This window comes from Sulfitobacter dubius, assembly GCF_900113435.1.
In the GTDB taxonomy this organism is placed as follows: domain Bacteria; phylum Pseudomonadota; class Alphaproteobacteria; order Rhodobacterales; family Rhodobacteraceae; genus Sulfitobacter; species Sulfitobacter dubius.
Genome location: NZ_FOPG01000005.1, coordinates 15,164 through 32,122, shown reverse-complemented (window position 1 = coordinate 32,122; position 16,959 = coordinate 15,164). Strand labels below are relative to the sequence as shown.

Annotated in this window: 17 protein-coding genes; 8 read left to right on the top strand and 9 right to left on the bottom strand. The window is 58.0% G+C overall.

What is annotated here, in order from left to right:
* Window positions 1-29 precede the first annotated feature (29 nt).
* Both BM229_RS17180 and BM229_RS17175 read left to right on the top strand, forming a co-directional pair.
* Entirely contained in the window at window positions 30-908 is an 879-nt protein-coding gene (locus BM229_RS17180) for an ABC transporter permease (RefSeq protein WP_093928879.1), read from the top strand.
* Window positions 909-924: 16 nt separating this feature from the next.
* A complete protein-coding gene (locus tag BM229_RS17175; protein WP_244152259.1) occupies window positions 925-1,854 on the top strand; it encodes a 2-hydroxyacid dehydrogenase in 930 nt (309 codons plus the stop codon).
* A gap of 235 nt (window positions 1,855-2,089) precedes the next feature.
* Here the strand turns inward: BM229_RS17175 and BM229_RS17170 are convergent, their stop codons facing one another.
* The 7 genes from BM229_RS17170 to BM229_RS17140 form a co-directional block, all read right to left on the bottom strand.
* Window positions 2,090-3,514 (bottom strand): amidohydrolase, encoded by a 1,425-nt coding sequence (locus tag BM229_RS17170; RefSeq protein ID WP_093928877.1) that lies wholly within the window; start codon window positions 3,512-3,514, stop codon window positions 2,090-2,092.
* 29 nt (window positions 3,515-3,543) lie between these two features.
* Complete coding sequence (locus tag BM229_RS17165; RefSeq protein ID WP_093928876.1) at window positions 3,544-4,419, bottom strand: alpha/beta hydrolase family protein; 876 nt, start codon at window positions 4,417-4,419, stop codon at window positions 3,544-3,546.
* The gene (locus BM229_RS17160; protein ID WP_093928875.1) at window positions 4,416-5,486 is read right to left on the bottom strand and encodes an ABC transporter ATP-binding protein; all 1,071 of its coding nucleotides are present in this window, start codon (window positions 5,484-5,486) and stop codon (window positions 4,416-4,418) included. The genes BM229_RS17165 and BM229_RS17160 overlap by 4 nt, the downstream gene beginning before the upstream one ends.
* Window positions 5,483-6,481, bottom strand: a complete 999-nt coding sequence (locus BM229_RS17155; RefSeq protein WP_093928874.1) for an ABC transporter ATP-binding protein — start codon at window positions 6,479-6,481, stop codon at window positions 5,483-5,485. Before BM229_RS17155 ends, BM229_RS17160 begins: the two co-directional genes overlap by 4 nt.
* Complete coding sequence (locus BM229_RS17150; RefSeq protein ID WP_093928873.1) at window positions 6,478-7,410, bottom strand: ABC transporter permease; 933 nt, start codon at window positions 7,408-7,410, stop codon at window positions 6,478-6,480. Before BM229_RS17150 ends, BM229_RS17155 begins: the two co-directional genes overlap by 4 nt.
* Window positions 7,410-8,384, bottom strand: coding sequence for an ABC transporter permease (locus BM229_RS17145; protein WP_093928872.1), 975 nt, complete (start codon window positions 8,382-8,384; stop codon window positions 7,410-7,412). The genes BM229_RS17150 and BM229_RS17145 overlap by 1 nt, the downstream gene beginning before the upstream one ends.
* A 73-nt stretch (window positions 8,385-8,457) precedes the next feature.
* Complete coding sequence (locus tag BM229_RS17140) at window positions 8,458-10,080, bottom strand: ABC transporter substrate-binding protein (RefSeq protein WP_093928871.1); 1,623 nt, start codon at window positions 10,078-10,080, stop codon at window positions 8,458-8,460.
* Between the two features lie 117 nt (window positions 10,081-10,197).
* On the opposite strand from BM229_RS17140, the gene BM229_RS17135 reads away from it, so the two are divergent.
* The 6 genes from BM229_RS17135 (at window position 10,198) to BM229_RS17110 (ending at window position 14,249) form a co-directional block, all read left to right on the top strand.
* The gene (locus BM229_RS17135) at window positions 10,198-11,088 is read left to right on the top strand and encodes a MurR/RpiR family transcriptional regulator (protein ID WP_093928870.1); all 891 of its coding nucleotides are present in this window, start codon (window positions 10,198-10,200) and stop codon (window positions 11,086-11,088) included.
* 312 nt (window positions 11,089-11,400) lie between these two features.
* Window positions 11,401-11,850: a hypothetical protein gene (locus tag BM229_RS17130; RefSeq protein WP_093928869.1), complete on the top strand. Its 450-nt coding sequence runs from the start codon at window positions 11,401-11,403 to the stop codon at window positions 11,848-11,850.
* Between the two features lie 50 nt (window positions 11,851-11,900).
* A complete protein-coding gene (rnk, locus tag BM229_RS17125; protein ID WP_093928868.1) occupies window positions 11,901-12,338 on the top strand; it encodes a nucleoside diphosphate kinase regulator in 438 nt (145 codons plus the stop codon).
* A gap of 412 nt (window positions 12,339-12,750) precedes the next feature.
* Window positions 12,751-12,993 carry an MliC family protein gene (locus BM229_RS17120; RefSeq protein WP_093928867.1) on the top strand — a complete coding sequence of 81 codons (243 nt, stop codon included), beginning with the start codon at window positions 12,751-12,753 and terminating at the stop codon, window positions 12,991-12,993.
* Window positions 12,994-13,148: 155 nt separating this feature from the next.
* Window positions 13,149-13,906, top strand: a protein-coding gene (locus tag BM229_RS17115; protein WP_093928866.1) for an IS5 family transposase whose coding sequence is annotated in 2 segments (ribosomal slippage) — window positions 13,149-13,485 and window positions 13,485-13,906 — 759 coding nt in all. Because the reading frame shifts where the segments join, the coding sequence is not laid out codon by codon here.
* A 133-nt stretch (window positions 13,907-14,039) separates the two neighbouring features.
* Window positions 14,040-14,249 carry an antitoxin Xre/MbcA/ParS toxin-binding domain-containing protein gene (locus tag BM229_RS17110; protein WP_093928865.1) on the top strand — a complete coding sequence of 70 codons (210 nt, stop codon included), beginning with the start codon at window positions 14,040-14,042 and terminating at the stop codon, window positions 14,247-14,249.
* A 236-nt stretch (window positions 14,250-14,485) separates the two neighbouring features.
* Here the strand turns inward: BM229_RS17110 and BM229_RS17105 are convergent, their stop codons facing one another.
* Together BM229_RS17105 and BM229_RS17100 are read right to left on the bottom strand one after the other, a co-directional pair.
* Entirely contained in the window at window positions 14,486-15,298 is an 813-nt protein-coding gene (locus BM229_RS17105; RefSeq protein ID WP_093928864.1) for an enoyl-CoA hydratase/isomerase family protein, read from the bottom strand.
* A 16-nt stretch (window positions 15,299-15,314) separates the two neighbouring features.
* Window positions 15,315-16,946, bottom strand: coding sequence for an AMP-binding protein (locus BM229_RS17100; RefSeq protein ID WP_244152260.1), 1,632 nt, complete (start codon window positions 16,944-16,946; stop codon window positions 15,315-15,317).
* Window positions 16,947-16,959 lie beyond the last annotated feature (13 nt).

Here is a 16,959-nt window from a genome sequence, read left to right as displayed (position 1 = left end):
TTTCGACCACCTGCGAAGGGATACGTCAAATGACAGCCGCTGAAATACATACACACAAACATCGCTGGTGGCGCAGCCGGAGCGTGCAGCGTTTCATGCAACATCGCCTGGCGATCGTGGGTATGGTGATGCTGTTTCTCCTAACCTTGGCCTGTATCGTTGGGCCATTTCTACTGCCCTATGATGAGCTCTACATTGATCTACGGGCCCGCTTTTCCCCGCCCCTAAGCGGCGACCACTATCTTGGTACCGACCCCTTGGGGCGTGACATCGCTGCGCGCTTGCTAATGGCTGGGCGGATTTCACTACTGGTGGGTTTCTTCGCTATGGTTTTGTCGACCGCAATCGGGACGGTCATTGGCGTTGTCGCAGGATACTATGGCGGCAAGGTCAACTCGGCCCTCATGCGCTTTGTTGACGCTTTCCTCGCCTTTCCTTCAATCTTCCTGTTGTTAGCCTTAGCCGCCTTCATCAACCCAAGCCCCGTGATGATCACGATCATCATTGCCATCACCAGCTGGATGGAAATTGCGCGGATCGTCGAAGCCGAAGTGAAATCCTTACGAGAACGCGACTTCGTCATGGCAGGCCGAATGCTGGGGCTGCGCAATTCTCATATCATGTTCCGCGAGCTGCTGCCGAACATGGTGGGCCCGATCATCGTGGCGGCGACGCTGACCGTTGCCCGCGCGATCTTGCTCGAAGCCTATATCAGCTTTCTGGGATATGGTATCCAACCGCCGCTGCCAAGTTGGGGCAATATGCTGAATGGTGCCCAGCAGTATCTCGCGACTGCCCCTTGGTTGGCCATTATCCCCGGCATCACGATCACCATCGCGGTAACCAGTTTCAACTTTATCGGCGACGGACTGCGCGATGCACTGGACGTGCGCAACGATCCCGCCTGACCACTCGGAGGCCCACTTGACCTTTCTTGCCAATCTGGATCGCCCTCGGGCCGAAATGCTGCGGGCGAAGTTTGCAGAGCTCATGCCTGAAATCACAGTGGCGATATCAGATGAGCCCTATAAGAAAGCCGATGTGCGCTACATGCTCACTTGGCAAGTGCCAAACGACATCAAGACTGCCTACCCCAATCTTGAGGTGATTTTTTCGCTTGGCGCGGGCGCGGATCAATTCGTGATGTCCCAAGTGCCGGACAGCGTTCCGGTCGTGCGCCTGATCGATGATGGTCTGACGTCGATGATGCAGGAATATGTCACGATGGCGGTTCTTGCCCTGCACCGCGATCTGCCGGGCTATATCGACAACCAACGTCAGCAAAAGTGGGAACGTGTCTCAGTACCCCCATTGACCCGTAATCGTCGCGTCGGGGTCATGGGCCTGGGCGAATTGGGACGAGGCGCACTCAGAGCTTTGACGCCTTTTGGGTTTGCTCTTTCCGGATGGGCACGAAGCGCGCATCAGATCGAGGGCGTCGAAACGTTCCACGGAGAGGACGGTTTGCGTCGTTTTCTCAAACAAACTGATATTTTGGTTTGCTTGCTTCCTCTGACCTCAGCCACCCAAAATATCCTGGACAGCACCTTGTTCGATCAGCTACCGGATGGTGCGGCACTGGTACATGTTGGGCGCGGTCAGCAGTTGGATCATGGCGCTCTAACCAAAGCGCTCGACACCGGTAAACTACGTGGAGCAGTAGTTGATGTCACCGAGCCGGAACCTCTGCCTGAGGGGCACCCTTTCTGGCATGATCCGCGCATAATGCTCACCCCCCATATCGCATGCATAACACGGTTGGAAACAAGCCTTCCTGGAATCTGCGAGAACCTGAAGCGACATCAAGCAAGTCGGCCATTGACGGGCATTGTCGACAAGACACTTGGATATTAGATTCAAACGTACGGACAAGTGAACCAGCTTTTCTGAAACGACCGCTGCTCATCTCCCATATACCGGGGCGGAGGTATTAAGTGAGCGGAACTTATGATTACGAGATATTAACCTGCACAAATGGAGCCTTTGATAGCGTCCCCGTCTGATTAAGATTGCGGCACGGCGATATCTTGATTGCCGCTCCGACTGCCCCTAAGCTGGGGCAGTCATTGCCTTCGCATCGGCAACTGCCTTAGGCGGCTTTGGGGTCAACCAGCGGCGGGCTCACGTCCTCCGGGATCGGACAGACATAGGGCTCGACTTCCATGCGGCTACGGTGGTCCTGTTTTGCCCGTGCCAGTAGACCTTTATCGGCCATCAACATACGCGCCGTTGAGCCCATGATCTTGGCAGCATGGATCATGCCCTTATGCGCCGCCCCGGCCTTACCCTGCGCGGTGATTTGCCAAGAATGACCCGGCGTGCCGATCGCATGGGTCGCCACCCGCGCCTGCACCGTGGGCACCGCCCAAGAGACATCCGCCACATCGGTCGACCCCATCATCGCCGGCCCGCGGGAGTCAGCGGGCACGACATAGTCGCACAGCGGTGAGTCCTTGCGCGGCACCAGACCGTTCTGACGGTATTCGGCATTGATGTCCTCATTGCTGAGCGTGGCCTGAATGCGGGCGGCATAATCCCGGTCAGCGTCGTCGAAAGGCACCCCGCCCAAGCTGTCCATTACCTGTTGCATGGCCTCTTCCAGCGGGGTGTTGCCCTGCATGTTCGACACCGCCGACATGATCGAAATGTCGACTTTGGTCCCGGTCATCAATGCCGCGCCCCGGGCGATGTCCTGCACCCGCTCATTGAGCGACCGCATCCCCGACAGCGTGGTCGAGCGGATCGCATAGCGGGTGACCGCACGGGCCTGCACGACATTTGGCGCTGTGCCGCCCGCCTCCAGATAGGCGTTGTGAATTCGGCTTTCCTGCGGAATGTGCTCGCGCAGGTATTGTACGCCCACGTTCATCAATTCGGCCGCATCCAATGCGCTCCGACCTAAATGCGGGGCGGCCGCGGCGTGGCTGGCGCGCCCGGTAAAGGCAAAATCCATCCGCGTGTTGGCGAGGCTTTGGGCCTCATCCACGCGCGTCATTCCGGAAGGGTGCCAACAGATCGCTGCGTCCACATCGTCAAACGCCCCATCACGTACCATAAATGACTTCGCCGCGCCGCCTTCTTCGGCGGGACAGCCATAGTAACGCACCCGCCCCGGCGTGCCGGTTTCTTCCAGCCAGTCTTTCAGGGCGCAGGCTGCCAGCAACGCGGCAGACCCAAGCAGGTTGTGGCCACAGCCATGGCCCGCGCCGCCCTCTTCAACCGGTTTGGGATAGTCGACCCCGGCCTCTTGGCTCAACCCCGGCAGGGCATCATATTCGCCCAGAATGGCAATGACAGGACCGCCCTCCCCCGCCTCGCCCATCACGGCGGTCGGAATGCCCGCGACGGCCTCGGTCACGGCAAACCCTTTGTCCCGCAGCATCGCGGTATGTTCCGCGCATGAGGCAAACTCCCCATAGAGCGTTTCGGGCGTGGCCCAAACCCGGTCGGACAGCCCAACCAGATCCTTCTGATGCGTCTCGACATAATCCCAGATGACATCGCTGTTCTGCATTTCTTTTCCTCTCTGATTGGTTTCGCGGCTCAAGCGTTTACTGTGCCGGTGCCGACGCCCAGTGCCTCTTCCGAAGGCAATGCGCCATCAAACCACAGGCCTGCCGCAGCCTTGCCCATTGCACAGCCGTCGTGGGCCACGCCGGGCACCTCAGTAAACCGCCAGTTAAAGTCGCTCCCCAGTCGTTCGGCAGCGGCCCGGCCCGCGGCCATGTAGTTATGCGCTCGCTGCAACCGGCCCGGCCCCTGTGCCAAAGCCTCGATATTTGAGGGCAGATTGTCCGCGTTAGACTCGCAATCTTTTTCCCCGCCGAGGATCCACAGGTCGCTTTCCAACAGGCGGCGCAGGTCTGCTTCGTTCAGGCCCAGCCCACCCAGACCGGCGGGAAAGGGTGCTTCGAGATCGGGCAGCGAGTACCACCCCGCATTGGCCGCAATCACCGACTGGAACGGCCCGTAGCCGACCAATGCGACCATCCGGTGTAGGAACTGCCCCCCCGCCGAATGACCATAGATGCGCGCTTTGCCTTCTGCCATGACCCCGGCGTCGGTCAGCTCGGCAACAAGACGTGCGGGTACATGATAAATCCAGCTTTCTGGCGGGGTGGCCGTGCCATCTGCGGCCCGGACCATGCCATCGTTATAGGCCGGCGCTTCGGGGTAATGGGCATCAGGAAAGGAGGGCGCAACGATCAGAAGATCATGCCGGTCTGCCGCTTCGATCCAGAAATCGCGGTAGTCATCGCCGTTGCGCATCATCCCATGTTGGACAAAAACCACCTCCTTGCCCGTGGCATAGCCTGCGGCGCGGTAACAGTTCAGGGTCACTGGCCGTTCAGGCTGGCCCTGAAACGCGTAGGAAAGCGCAAAGGCGCCTGTTCGGTCGAAATCGCTTGGCTTGATCATGTTAAAGTCTTGTCCTTATCGTAGAGATGGCATGAAACGGTCCGACCGGGCGCGATCTGCTGCAATTGCGGCGCGTCGACGGAACATTGGGGCATGGCCGCGGGGCAACGGGGGTGGAACGGGCAGCCCGAGGGCGGGTTGAGTGGTGAAGGCAATTCCCCTTTCACTGTGGAAAAACTGCGCTTTCGGTTGCGAACTGAAGGGATCTGCTCCAGCAGCGTGCGGGTGTAGGGATGCTTGGGGTCCGCGAATAATTCGGCGGTCGGCGCCAGTTCTACGATCTCGCCGAGATACATGATCGCTACTCGGTCAGCCATGTGCCGCACCACAGACAGATCATGACTGACGAACAGGTATGTAAGATTGCGCTTACGGCGCAGCTCCAGAAACAAGTTGATGACCTGCGCTTGAATTGACACGTCGAGCGCCGCGATCGGCTCGTCACAAACCAGAAACTGCGGCTCTACGATCAATGCACGGGCAATCCCAATTCGCTGCCGTTGCCCGCCTGAAAACTGATGCGGAAACCGGTCACGGTAGCTGACATCAAGCCCCACTTCCTCAAGCGCTGCGTCCACCCTTGCGTTGATCTGGGCACGCGACAGGTCCGGCCGGTGAACCGTGAGCGGTTCGGCCAAAATCGCCGCGACGCGCTGGCGCGGGTTGAGCGAGGAATAGGGGTCTTGGAACACCATCTGCACGCCGAGGGTAAAGTCTTTCAGCGCCGCCCCGCGCAGGGTCGCGACGTCCGCCCCCTCATAGGACACCGTCCCCTCCGAGGCAGGCAGGATTCCGGTCATCATGCGACCCAGCGTTGACTTTCCGCATCCGGATTCGCCGGCCAATCCCAGCACTTCCCCCCGTTGTACCGAAAGGTTGACCGAACGCACCGCCCGCAGAACAGGAATGTCCGGGGCGCGACCAGCCAGCTTTAGAAGGGTTTCTGCCAAGACGGGCTGCCGGGTGAAGACGCGACTGAGATTGCGCATCTCGAGAATAGCGTCTGCGCTCTCCGCCGCATTTTCCGTGGCAGGCCGGTCGGCGGCGATTAGGGAGGACTCCGTCATGGGTCAACCTTTTGCGAGACAGGGTGGTGGCAGAGATAGCTGCGCCCGAACGCATCGGTTTCGCGCTCCGGCATATCGCGGCGGCAGATGTCGCTGGCTGAGGCACAACGCGGGTGAAAGGGACACCCCAGTGGCCTCTGCGACAGCGGCGGCGCGTTGCCCGGCACCTGGCGCAACGGGGCGCCCGGCACAGTATCACCCGGCACCGAGTCCAAGAGCCCCAGCGTATAGGGATGACGCGGATGGTCGAGCACCGCATCCGTCGGGCCCATCTCGACAATATTGCCCGCGTACATCACCGCGATCCGGTCGGCCAGTTCGGCCACCACGCCGAGATCATGGGTGATCCAGATCATGCCCGCGCCGCTTTCGGCCTGCAGCTTTTGCAACTCGGCAATGATCTGGCCCTGAATGGTCACGTCAAGCGCGGTGGTCGGCTCATCCGCGATTATGACCGCCGGGTCGCCCAACAGCGCAATCGCGATGGCTACCCGCTGACGCATCCCGCCCGACAGTTCATGCGGATACTGATGGATGCGCTGCTCCGGTGCGGGGATGCCCACCTTGCGTAGGCTTTCGACAGCCAGCGATGCTGCCGCGGCAGAGTCATCATGTCCATGCTCGCTCAGCACCTCGGTCATTTGCTCGCCGATCCGCAGAACCGGGTTGAGCGTCGACAGCGGGTTTTGAAAGATCATTGCCAGCGCAATCCCGCGGATGCGGCGCAGCTCCTCTTCGGATTTCTTGCGCAGGTCCTCCCCACGGAACAGAACCTCGCCGGCAGTGATCTCGCCGGGTGGGTCGATCAGCCCCATGACCGAAAATCCCGCAACCGATTTGCCTGAGCCGGATTCCCCGACCAGCCCCAGCACCTCGCCGGGATAGAGGGTGAGGTCGATCCCATCGACAGCGGGCCAAGCTCCTTGAGTGTCATGGAACACGGTTTGCAGTCCGCGAACGTCAAGGACGGGGGAGGGTTTAATTTGATCGGTCATGAGCGTTTCGGATCCAGGGCCGTGCGCAGGCGATCTCCTACGAGGTTCAGTGAAAAGATCAGGATCAGCAGAGCGATGCCGGGATAGAAGGAAATCCAGTAGGCGCCGCTCATCAGGTAGTCGAAACCGTTGGCGACCAGCAGGCCGAGCGAGGGTTCGGTCACCGGCACGCCGACCCCAAGAAACGACAGCGTCGCCTCAAGGGTGATTGCAGAAGCAATCTGCACCGTGGCCAGCACCAGTACCGCGCTCAGGCTGTTGGGCATGACGTGCCGAAACATCACCCGACCTGTGCTATATCCAAGGTTATGTGCAGCCTCGACATATTCCTTGCGACGTTCAGACAATGCCGAGGAACGCATAATGCGCGCGTAATTGGCCCATTGCACCATCACAATGGCAAGGATCACCTTATCTACACCGCGGCCGATCATCGCCAGCAGCACCAGCGCCACGAGGATTGACGGAAAGCCCAGAACGAAATCGACCAGCCGCATCAACAGCGCCTCAATGCGACCGCCCAGTACCGCCGCGACCAGCCCGACGCTAACCCCGATGATAAGCGCAAGCGCGGTCGAGACCAGCCCCACCAGAAGGCTGATGCGCATGCCATAGAGGATCGCCGACAACATATCGCGCCCCTGCCCGTCGGTACCCAGCCAAAACACCATACCATCAAAGCTCTCCGACATCGGAGGCATGCGGTTGTCCATCACGCTGAAGGAGGTCAAGTCATAGGGGTCCTGTTGAGCAAAGAACGGCAGACATAGACCGATGAGAGTAATCACCAGCAGCGCGATAAGAGAGTTTCTCACACTGGGCCGGCGCTTGAGCTTTCCCAGCATCGCGCGGCGTTGCGGCGTATTGGTCAGAGGCTGCCGAACGGCGACGATCTCGTCGCGGTCCAAGCGGGTGTTGGGCGCGGCCATCACATGTTCTCCACAAGTTTCACCCGTGGATCGAGCGCCGCATAGGCGAAATCCACGAGCAGGTTAACGACCACGAAGATGAAGGTGATCAGCATGACGTAGGCCACCACAACTGGCCGATCGAGTTGATAGATTGAGGTGATCAGCAGTTTACCCATTCCGGGCCATGCAAAGACCGTTTCTGTGATCGTCGAAAAGGCGATGAGGGCACCGAACTCGACCCCCAGAACGGTGATGATCGGGATCAAGATATTGCGCAGGATATGGCGCCGAATGATGCGCTTGCTGCGCACCCCCTTAGCGCGGGCAAACAGGACATAGTCTTGATGCACGGCCTCCGAGGCACCAGCGGCGGTCAGCCGGATCATCAGCGCCAGATTGGGAATTGCCAGATTGATGACTGGCATTGCCAGATGGCTCAGCCCGTCAAAAGTAAGGAAACTGAAGGGAACGCCGAGAAGTAACACTGTGTCACCGCGTCCCGAAGCGGGCAGCCAGTTCAGCCAGACGGCAAAGACGAGGATTAGCACCATCCCCTTCCAGAAAGAGGGGATCGAGTAGCCGAGGATTGAGCTGGTCATCACCATACGCGCGCCACGGCTGCCATCGCGCAGCCCTACCCAGAGACCGATGGGAATACCGATTGCAGAGGCTAGAAGCAGCGCCAGGACCACTAACTCGAAGGTGGCAGGCATGCGCGACAAGATTAGCTGCAACGCCGGGATGCCATGCACAAAGGAGGTGCCCATATCGCCCTGCAGAGCATTGCCGAGGAACGTAAAATATTGCGCCCAGACCGGTTGGTCGAGGCCCATCTTCGCAATCATCGCTGCCCGCTCCGCCTGAGTAGCCTCTGGACTAATCAACAAGTCAACCGGGTTGCCAACCGAATAGACAGCGAGAAAAACCGCTATCGATACGGCAAAGAGGACGGCAACGCTCTGAAGTAGACGTTGCAAGGTATAGAGCAGCATCAGGCCTATTCCGATTCGTTTGGGATGCCGCCGCGCAGGATGCGCGACGGCACAAGTGATTTAGCTGCGTGGATCATTCAGTGGCGCGTTCGACCTGATAGGCCAGCGTAAACTGATCGGCACGCCCGTCGTAGCTCACACCCTTGCGGAAAGCCCAGAGAGTGCTCTCGAAGTGCAGGGGAATGAAGCCGAGCTTGTCGACGGCCATCTGTTCGGCTTGCTGCAGCAGTTCAGACCTTTTGGTCTCGTCCACCGTGCTGATCGCCTCCAACACGAAAGCGTCAAACTCCGGATCGCTCCAATCGCCATAATTCGAACCGCCGACGCCACGCGCATCATCTGTGGTCACGGCATATTGCCTCAAAAAGGAAGCCGCACCGCCTTCGCTGGACGCCCAACCGCCCATTGAGAAGCTAAATTCGCGCCCCGAGCGCCGGCTAAAGAACATCGAGCGGGTCATCGCATCAAGCTCGGTCTCGATGCCGACGCGGGTTAGGAACTGCGCTACGGCCTGTGCAATTTGGCTGTCGTTGATATAGCGATCATTGGTGGCGTGAAAGGTCACCTTAAACCCATCAGGATAGCCTGCCTCGGCCAGTAGTTCCTTGGCTTTTTCGGGGTTGTATTCCATTGGAGCGGGCGACGGGATCGCGCCGAACATCTCGTCCGGGATGAACTGATAGGCCGGACGGGCCAACCCATCCATGATGCGGTCGACAATTGCCTGTCGGTCAATCGCCATCGAGATCGCCTGCCGCACCCGCACATCTTGGAACGGGTTGGAGCCGTCTTCGGTAGTGATGAACGGGCTGTCGCCGCGGCCAATATCCATCTGCAGGAAAATCACTCGGTTCGAGGGAGTGGATACGTATTCGAACGCCTCGTTCTCTTCGATTTGCGCCACATCGCGGGCGGCAGGAGATTCGATCATGTCGTAGTCGCCCGACAAAAGCCCGGCCAGTCGCGGGCCATCGCTGGGCACCGGTACGAAGGTGACTGTTTCCCAGTCCGGCTGGGTGCCGAAGTATATTTCGTTACGCATCAGACTTATCTCGGCGCCCTTGCTGAACTTCTCCAGCTTGAAGGGACCAGTGCCCACGGCCGCTTCACCCACGTTGAAGTCATCGATCGAGGGCCAGGTTCCAGTCACGCCACAATCGTTTGGCAGATCGAAAGTGATGTCGTCATGCTCCACGATGCTGTCGCTGATGATGGGAACCCCGGCCAGCATCTCGGGCATGATCGGTTCAACCTGTTTCGTCTTGATGCGCAGTGTATGAGGGTCAGGCGCCTCGACGCTTTCGAAATTGCTGACAACGGAACTGCCGGTGGAGCCGATGGCACTTTCGTTGTTCATCACGCGGCAGAATGTGAAGATCACGTCGCTCGCGTCAAAATCTGTCCCGTCGGAGAACTTTACATCCTCGCGCAGTTTGAAGACCCATGTGTTGTCATCTTCGGCTTCCCAAGAGGTGGCAAGCTCTGGCTGCGCCATAAGGTTGGCATCCGGTGTAGCCAGCATGGAATAGATGTGCATGCCAAGTTGGTTGTTGGGCGTTAAATCATGATAATGTGGATCTACAGCAGTCGGTTCAGAACTAAGCCCGATGGTGAGTTCCTGCGCTGACAGCGAGGTCGCGCCCAAAGCCGTAGCCAGTGCGGCAACGGCACAGGCCTGAGTTTTCTTATAATTCATATCTTCCCTCCCGAGGGATACTGACGTTGACTACTGCGATGCAGGCAGCTTGACTGCAACGACAATTGCAAGCACATGAAACTCATGAAACGTTAATTTCGTCAAGGGGGTCTTTGAATGGCAGGCAATTATCATAGCGAGGTCGCGCAGCGCATCGCAGCCACGTATGAAACCCTTAGCCCGGCACACCGAAAAATTGCAGATTTTATCCTGCAAAATCCGACAACTGCCGCGCTTTTGAATAACGTGGAACTGGCGTCTCGCTGCGTCGTTTCTACCGCGACGGCCACCCGATTTGCCCGCGCCATCGGATATTCTCAATTTTCAGAGTTTCGCGACTCGCAGATCGAGACGATGCGGAAATCGGAATCTCATGCCACCCGACTAACTAACGAAATAGATGAGAGCGCCGGGGCCTTTGATGTCGTTAACAACGGCCTTGACCAAGACTGCGCCAACCTCGAAGCAACCCGCCACAGGCTCGACGAGGGAAGTTGCACCAATGCCGTAGAGATGATCTTGCGGGCGGAGCGTATCTTTGCCTTTGGTGCCGGCGTCAGCCAATTTGTCTGTGGGGTTCTCATTCATGGGCTCGAACCTTATTGCCGCGGCAGTGCGTTCAATATTGGTCCTTTAGGCAATGGCAGCAGTGCCATGCGCCAGGTGCTCCATTGCCAACCCGGAGACTTAGTGGTCGTCTGCTCCCTGCCTCATTACTCGTCAGACACGATCGAAGTAGCTGAAACCGCGCGGGCGCGCGGCGCCGATCTACTCTGCATCACCGATCGCCCTACGAGCCCTCTCAGCAAACATGGACATGTTACTTTCTATGCCGACGCAGTAAGGCGACTTCTGCCCAATTCGATCACCTCCGCCGTTGCGGTAGCAGAAGGCATCATCGCCGCCGTCGCGAACCGTCGGAGCGAAGGAATGGATGTTCATCGGGTACTGGACGCGCGCACGCAAAGGAGCGCGCAGCCGACGAAAGTAAATAGCGAAAAAACCTAATGGAGCGCGTATTTTCTCCCGATCTCTTGGCGGTACTGATGGGCTTTGATGATGTACCTGCAAGCCCCGCTGAGGGCGTGAAACCGCCGACCATCCGCTGAAGTCAGCATCCCAGATACAATCCCCGTCCACGGGCGTTGACAGCCAAAAGATACAGGGTAGGCTCACCTAATGGTCACGCATGAGAATCATTTCCGGTTTCTGCTTCTGAACCGCCCCCGTCCCCGGGTGGCGCACGCTTAGGCGTATCTACAACCCCCGGGGCCATCTCAAACCTTTCGTTGAGACTGCGATCCTTTCCGGGGGACCATCATGTACATCGCCAATGCGACGCATATGCTTACGGGCAATACCTATCGACCATCCTTCAAATGCCCGCCGCTTAAGGGCAGGTTCCAACTAACCCGTGCCGATCGGGTCGGGGTTGAACGTCTGTTGAGCCTTGGGCTCACAGCGGAATGCCCGAACCCGGCGCTGATTGAAGGTTTCCTGCATCACAAGCTGCGCTTGGCGCGCCCCGCGCCCGAACCCACGCCAGCCAACCTCGTTGTGGCGGGGCGGCTCGTTTCCTTCATGACGAACGGCGGCAGGGCCCGAAGCGGCATGCTGACCTTTGTGCCGGCTGATGACGCGGGGTGCATCCCCGTGACCTCCTTCTTGGGCGCGACCATGTTGGGTATGCAAAAGCTGCAACGAGCCCCTCTGCTGCGCGAAGACGGCTGGATCGACACGCTTATCGTGCTGGACGTCTGCGGCGTTTGAAGATGCGCCACCCCAGCCGCTCAAACCTATCAATTTCAAAGGAGTTTCCTATGTCCGCCCCATCCAAACCACGCAAATCCCCTCGCAAGCCCAAGATCGTGCTCAGCAGCACCCGGCTGGCAGAGCTTGAAGCGCTGTCCGAAGGGATGATGCGCCGCAATCCGGAATTGGCTGAGCAGTTGGTCGAAGAACTGGGTCGTGCGCGCATTGTCACCCCGCAGCGTCTGCGCGCTGATGTCGTCGATCTAGGACGCGAGGTGACGTACCATGACGAGGCAACCGACAAAGACCATACAGTCACTTTGGTTCTGCCGCAGGACGCCGACATCTCCAACGGTCTCGTTTCGGTAATGACCCCCATCGGCGTCGCGCTCATTGGCCTGGCCGAAGGCGCTGTGTTCCACTGGGAAACACGCGACAGGCAACGGCGCGAGTTGAAAATCCTCAAGGTCGCGCCTCTTGAGCAAGAAACCTTGCAGAGTGCATAAAATGAGAGAGCCAAACATAAGGGCGCGCAAAAACCATGCGCGGCCCGGGGGGTGTCGCCCAATGCTGTGAAACAGCATGGCGCACCGTCCGGGGAGTGAAACCGCCGTTCAATCGGTACAGCCTTCTTATCTCGGAAATACGCCATGACTTTTCACTTGCCATCCCAATGCCCTTGTTGCGCCGCCGCGATCCCGCGCGCGGCAGCAGGGCGCTGTCCCAGTTGTCGCACCCAGTTCGCGCAAGCCCTGCCAAATAGATCCGTAAAATGTCGGCGCTGTGACGCGCCGATCGCACTGCAAGGGGCTGCGGCACTCACCTGTGCCGCTTGCCGCATGCAACGCCCCTCCCGACTAGCAGCCTAAGAGGGTGCGCAACCTAGCCTATCGACCGAAGTAACAAAGGAAATATCCCATGCGCTTTACCCTTACTGCCCTCATCTGTTCGACACTGGCCCTGCCGGTTAACGCGGAAACGAGCATTAACCTTTCCCTCGGTGCCGTCGATAGTATCGAGACCATGACCTATACTTGCGATGGGGATGACCCGCTGCGTGTGCAATACGTCATCGCGGGCGAAAGCTCGCTCGCTCTAACTGACATAAATGGTACCCCAAAGATTTTCGTCGATGTCGTGTCTGGCTCGGGTGCGCGCTAAGTCTCGGGCGCTGATACCTTGTCAACCAAATGCACGACCGCGCTTTTGGAAAACCAGTTGGACGAAACCAACGTTCAATGTGAGCAATCTAGGGTCAGGATGCATTGATTTCGCTCGCACAGCATGATTCACCGCTCGGAAAATGGAGCAGTGGTATGAGCGATCTTTTCTGGCTGACCGACGCGCAGATGGCCCGTCTGGCTCCCTTCTTTCCCAAGTCACACGGGAAGCCCCGGGTAGATGACAAGAGGGTGCTGAGCGGGATTATCTTCATCAATGGCAATGGCTTGCGGTGGCGCGATGCGCCTGCTGCCTATGGTCCTCACAAGACGCTCTACAGCCGGTGGAAGCGGTGGAGCGAGAAGGGCATCTTCGCGCGGATAATGGCCGGGCTGGCGGCAGAACACGGCGAGAAGACGACCGTGATGATCGACGCGACGTATCTCAAAGCCCACCGAACGGCGACCAGTATGGCCGCCAAAAAAGGGGGCGTGGTCGCCTGATCGGTCGAACCAAGGGCGGCATGAACACCAAGCTGCATGCCATCTGCGACAGTCAGGGACGACCGATCGACCTGTTCGTCACCGCTGGACAGGTCAGTGATTACATCGGCGCACGGGCCCTGCTGAGCGGCCTGCCCAAGGTCAAATGGCTACTCGGGGATCGCGGCTATGATGCTGACTGGTTCAGAGAAGCGTTGCAGGACAAGGGGATACGCGCCTGTATCCCAGGCCGAAAGAAGCGCAAGACGCCGGTCAAATACGACAAGCGGAGATACAAGCGGCGCAATCGCATCGAGATCATGTTCGGAAGACTCAAGGACTGGAGGCGTGTGGCCACCCGATATGACCGATGCCCGAAGGTCTTCCTTTCTGCCATCGCCCTCGCCGCCCTCGTCATCTACTGGTTATGAATCCTGACCCTAAGGCAGGCGTATATGTCTATCATCAGACCTGCAACGCAATCTCGGATGTGCGTCGAGGCCAAAGTCCTGTGTCAGCGACCTGGGGTAGCCTCCTCAATTTTACGTACTGCCCATACTGGAAATGCGCTATCATAAGCCCATGCACAGGAACGATGTAATCAAGATGATGGCGCCGCGGTTTGGGTCAGAGGCGCTGGCTCACGTATGGTATCGCTTAGCGCCTCTGCCGGGGTTTGACGGCCGGACTGCAATGCAGCTCATGAATGACGGTGAGGCACAGCAGGTCCTCGATTATCTCGGCCCAGTAGATGCAGGCGTTTACGCATGTTGACGGCTTGTGACACGTAAGGCGGACCTACTCCCTTAGTAGGGGAGCGCTATCCGTCTCTGGCAAAAAAAGGTCGTTATCGCCGGTGACAAAACGTATCAGTTACAGATTTGCGCGGCATGCTCGACCTCACAAACCGAACCTTTCCAAGGTCTGCGATTAGCGCGAAAGTTTCATGTGCTGTGCCCAGCTGAAAGCCGGACACAGAAGACTGACTAGGTTTATCAAGATCAGATATTTTAGACTGTTAGCGCCCCATAACGCTCGTCTCGAAAATTCAGTGCTGCACGAAGACCTTGGGTGCGCACAAGCTCTTGAAACTGAGCCTTTTCCGGAGCCTCCGCTGCGTTCAGGGTTGCTGCAATATCAAGGTTTACGTTCACGGCATTGCGAAGACCCATGGCCTCATAAGCCCGGACGAGGGCTGTTTTTGTCAAACGCAGTACTACTAAGGGGGTCAGCGCGATTTTCTGAGCTAGCGTGGAGACTGTCTGTTCGAGGTCTTCTGGGGCTACCACACGATTGATAAGCCCAATTTCAAGCGCGGTTTGGGCATCTACGGTGTCTCCAGTCAATAAAAGCTCCATAGTTTTTTTCTGACCAAGAATGAATGGCATCAGAAGCGTAACTGGACCGGAACCGAAGCGGATTTCCGGTTCGCCAAACTTCGCTCGATCTGTTGCAATGATCATATCGCATGCCATAGCGAGTTCGCATGCCCCGGCCAAACACCATCCGTCAACGGCCCCAATCGTCGGCTTTGTACAGGAAAACACAGCCATGCTAAGGCCAACATTATTAGTAAGCGCAGCGTGCCAATCTTCGGGACGGGACAGCCCCATTTCTACCTCTTGCGCGATATCGTAGCCGACTGAGAAGTTATTTTCTGCGCCGCGCAGAACGATGACCTTTACTTCGTCGTTTTTTTCCATCGCCTCTACCGCTTCGCGGGCCGCAGCAACGACTTCTGCTGCGAGTGCATTGAGCTTGCGGGGCCGGTTCAGGGTGATCCAGCCGATGCCCTCTGCGATCTTTGTTTCTACTACACTCATAGTTTTCTCCTTTGGTTCAAGATTGTGGTTCTTTGAGGTTTTTGGCTTGGGTGAGGTGGACGCTCTGCAACTTGCCCTTTATCAACCTCTCCCGAAGCTCACGTTTGTCCGGTTTTCCAAGTGTTGTGCGCGGCAAAGCGGGCAAAATGCTCCATGCTTTGGGTATCCACCATGAAGGCACTACAGCTTGTAGATGCGCACGTAATGCAGCCAGATCGACCGCCTCCGGTGAGCTGACGACCAGAACGCCAAATGGGCGCTCTTGAAAACGTTCGTCATGTTGCGCAATTACGGCGACATCGCGAACCCAGCTGACTTCGCAGATAGCGTTTTCGAGCGCAGCTGCCGGTATCCATTCTCCGCCTGATTTGATGGCGTCCTTCAACCGGTCCGTCAGAGTCAGTGCGCCCGATGCATCGATCGTACCGATATCGCCGGTCGACACCCAGCCATCTGGTGCCGCCGCTTCGGCGCCGGCTTCAAGATAGTGCGAGATTACCGTGGGGCCGCGCACTTGTACTTCACCAGGCACCGACGCTCCCGGCATCAGAGGAACGCCTTTATCGTCAATGGTGCGTAACTCGAGCCCCGGCACCGGTCGTCCTATTGGACTATGTGTTGCGACCTCGACCGGGCCGATAGCGGACATGGAAGAGGTTTCGGTCATGCCCCAAGCTTGAACTGGCGTGATATCGAGTGCTGCCAGCGCTCGTGATAGTGGTACAGGAACTGCAGCGCCTCCGGTGGCAATACGCTTTAGCCCGGAGGCGAGCTGGGTTTCCGGCGCATCCAGGTGTCCAAGAAGGTCTGTCCAGATGGTAGGCACGCCCGCGGCGATCGTGACTGATGCCCTGTTGATCAGTTCACACAGCACTCCGGGTCTGAATGAGCTGCCAGGCAAGACCAGTCCCGCCCCGGAGATGACACATGCATAGGGTAGCCCCCACCCGTTCACATGATAGAAGGGGACGGCCAATAGAGCCCTGTCGGCTCGGCATAGCCCAAGTGTATCTGCAAGACAGAGATTAAGAGCTTGCAGCCAGATCGAGCGATGCGAATACGCCACCGCTTTCGGTCTTCCTGTTGTTCCACCAGTGTGACAGATCGTGGCCGCCATGTCTTCTGGCACGTCAGTAATATCCGAAGGTTCTGGAGTTTTGAAATCGGAGAAGAACTGCTGATAGTCCAAGACCTGCGCATGTTCGAGATCTACGAAACTTACATCCTGATTGCCGGTGACTAATATGAGACGCAGATCGCTCGACGTCAGATTCGGAGCGAGTGTGGCGAACCTCTCGGCTAGTTCGGAATCGAGAATAAGGACTTCGTCTTTAGTTTCCGCGACTATCCGAGCGAGGTCCTCATCCGACATGCGAATGTTGAGTGGGTGCAATACAAACCCATAGGCAGGAACACCGAGAAACGCCTCAAAATGTTCTCTGGTCGTTCCGCAGAAAGTGGCAACGCGTGTGCCGGGAGCAAGTCCAAAGCTTCGCAGTGCTAGGCCCAACCGTGCTGCGCGTTCTGCGCAGGACCGCAGTGAATCGAATATAGCACCGGTTGAAGACTGGTATGTTACTGGTGTGTCAGCACCTGTCTTTATGGCATGTCTTAAGGCACGGGCGACACCAAGGTCTCCCCTTTGCATAGTACTTTTCATT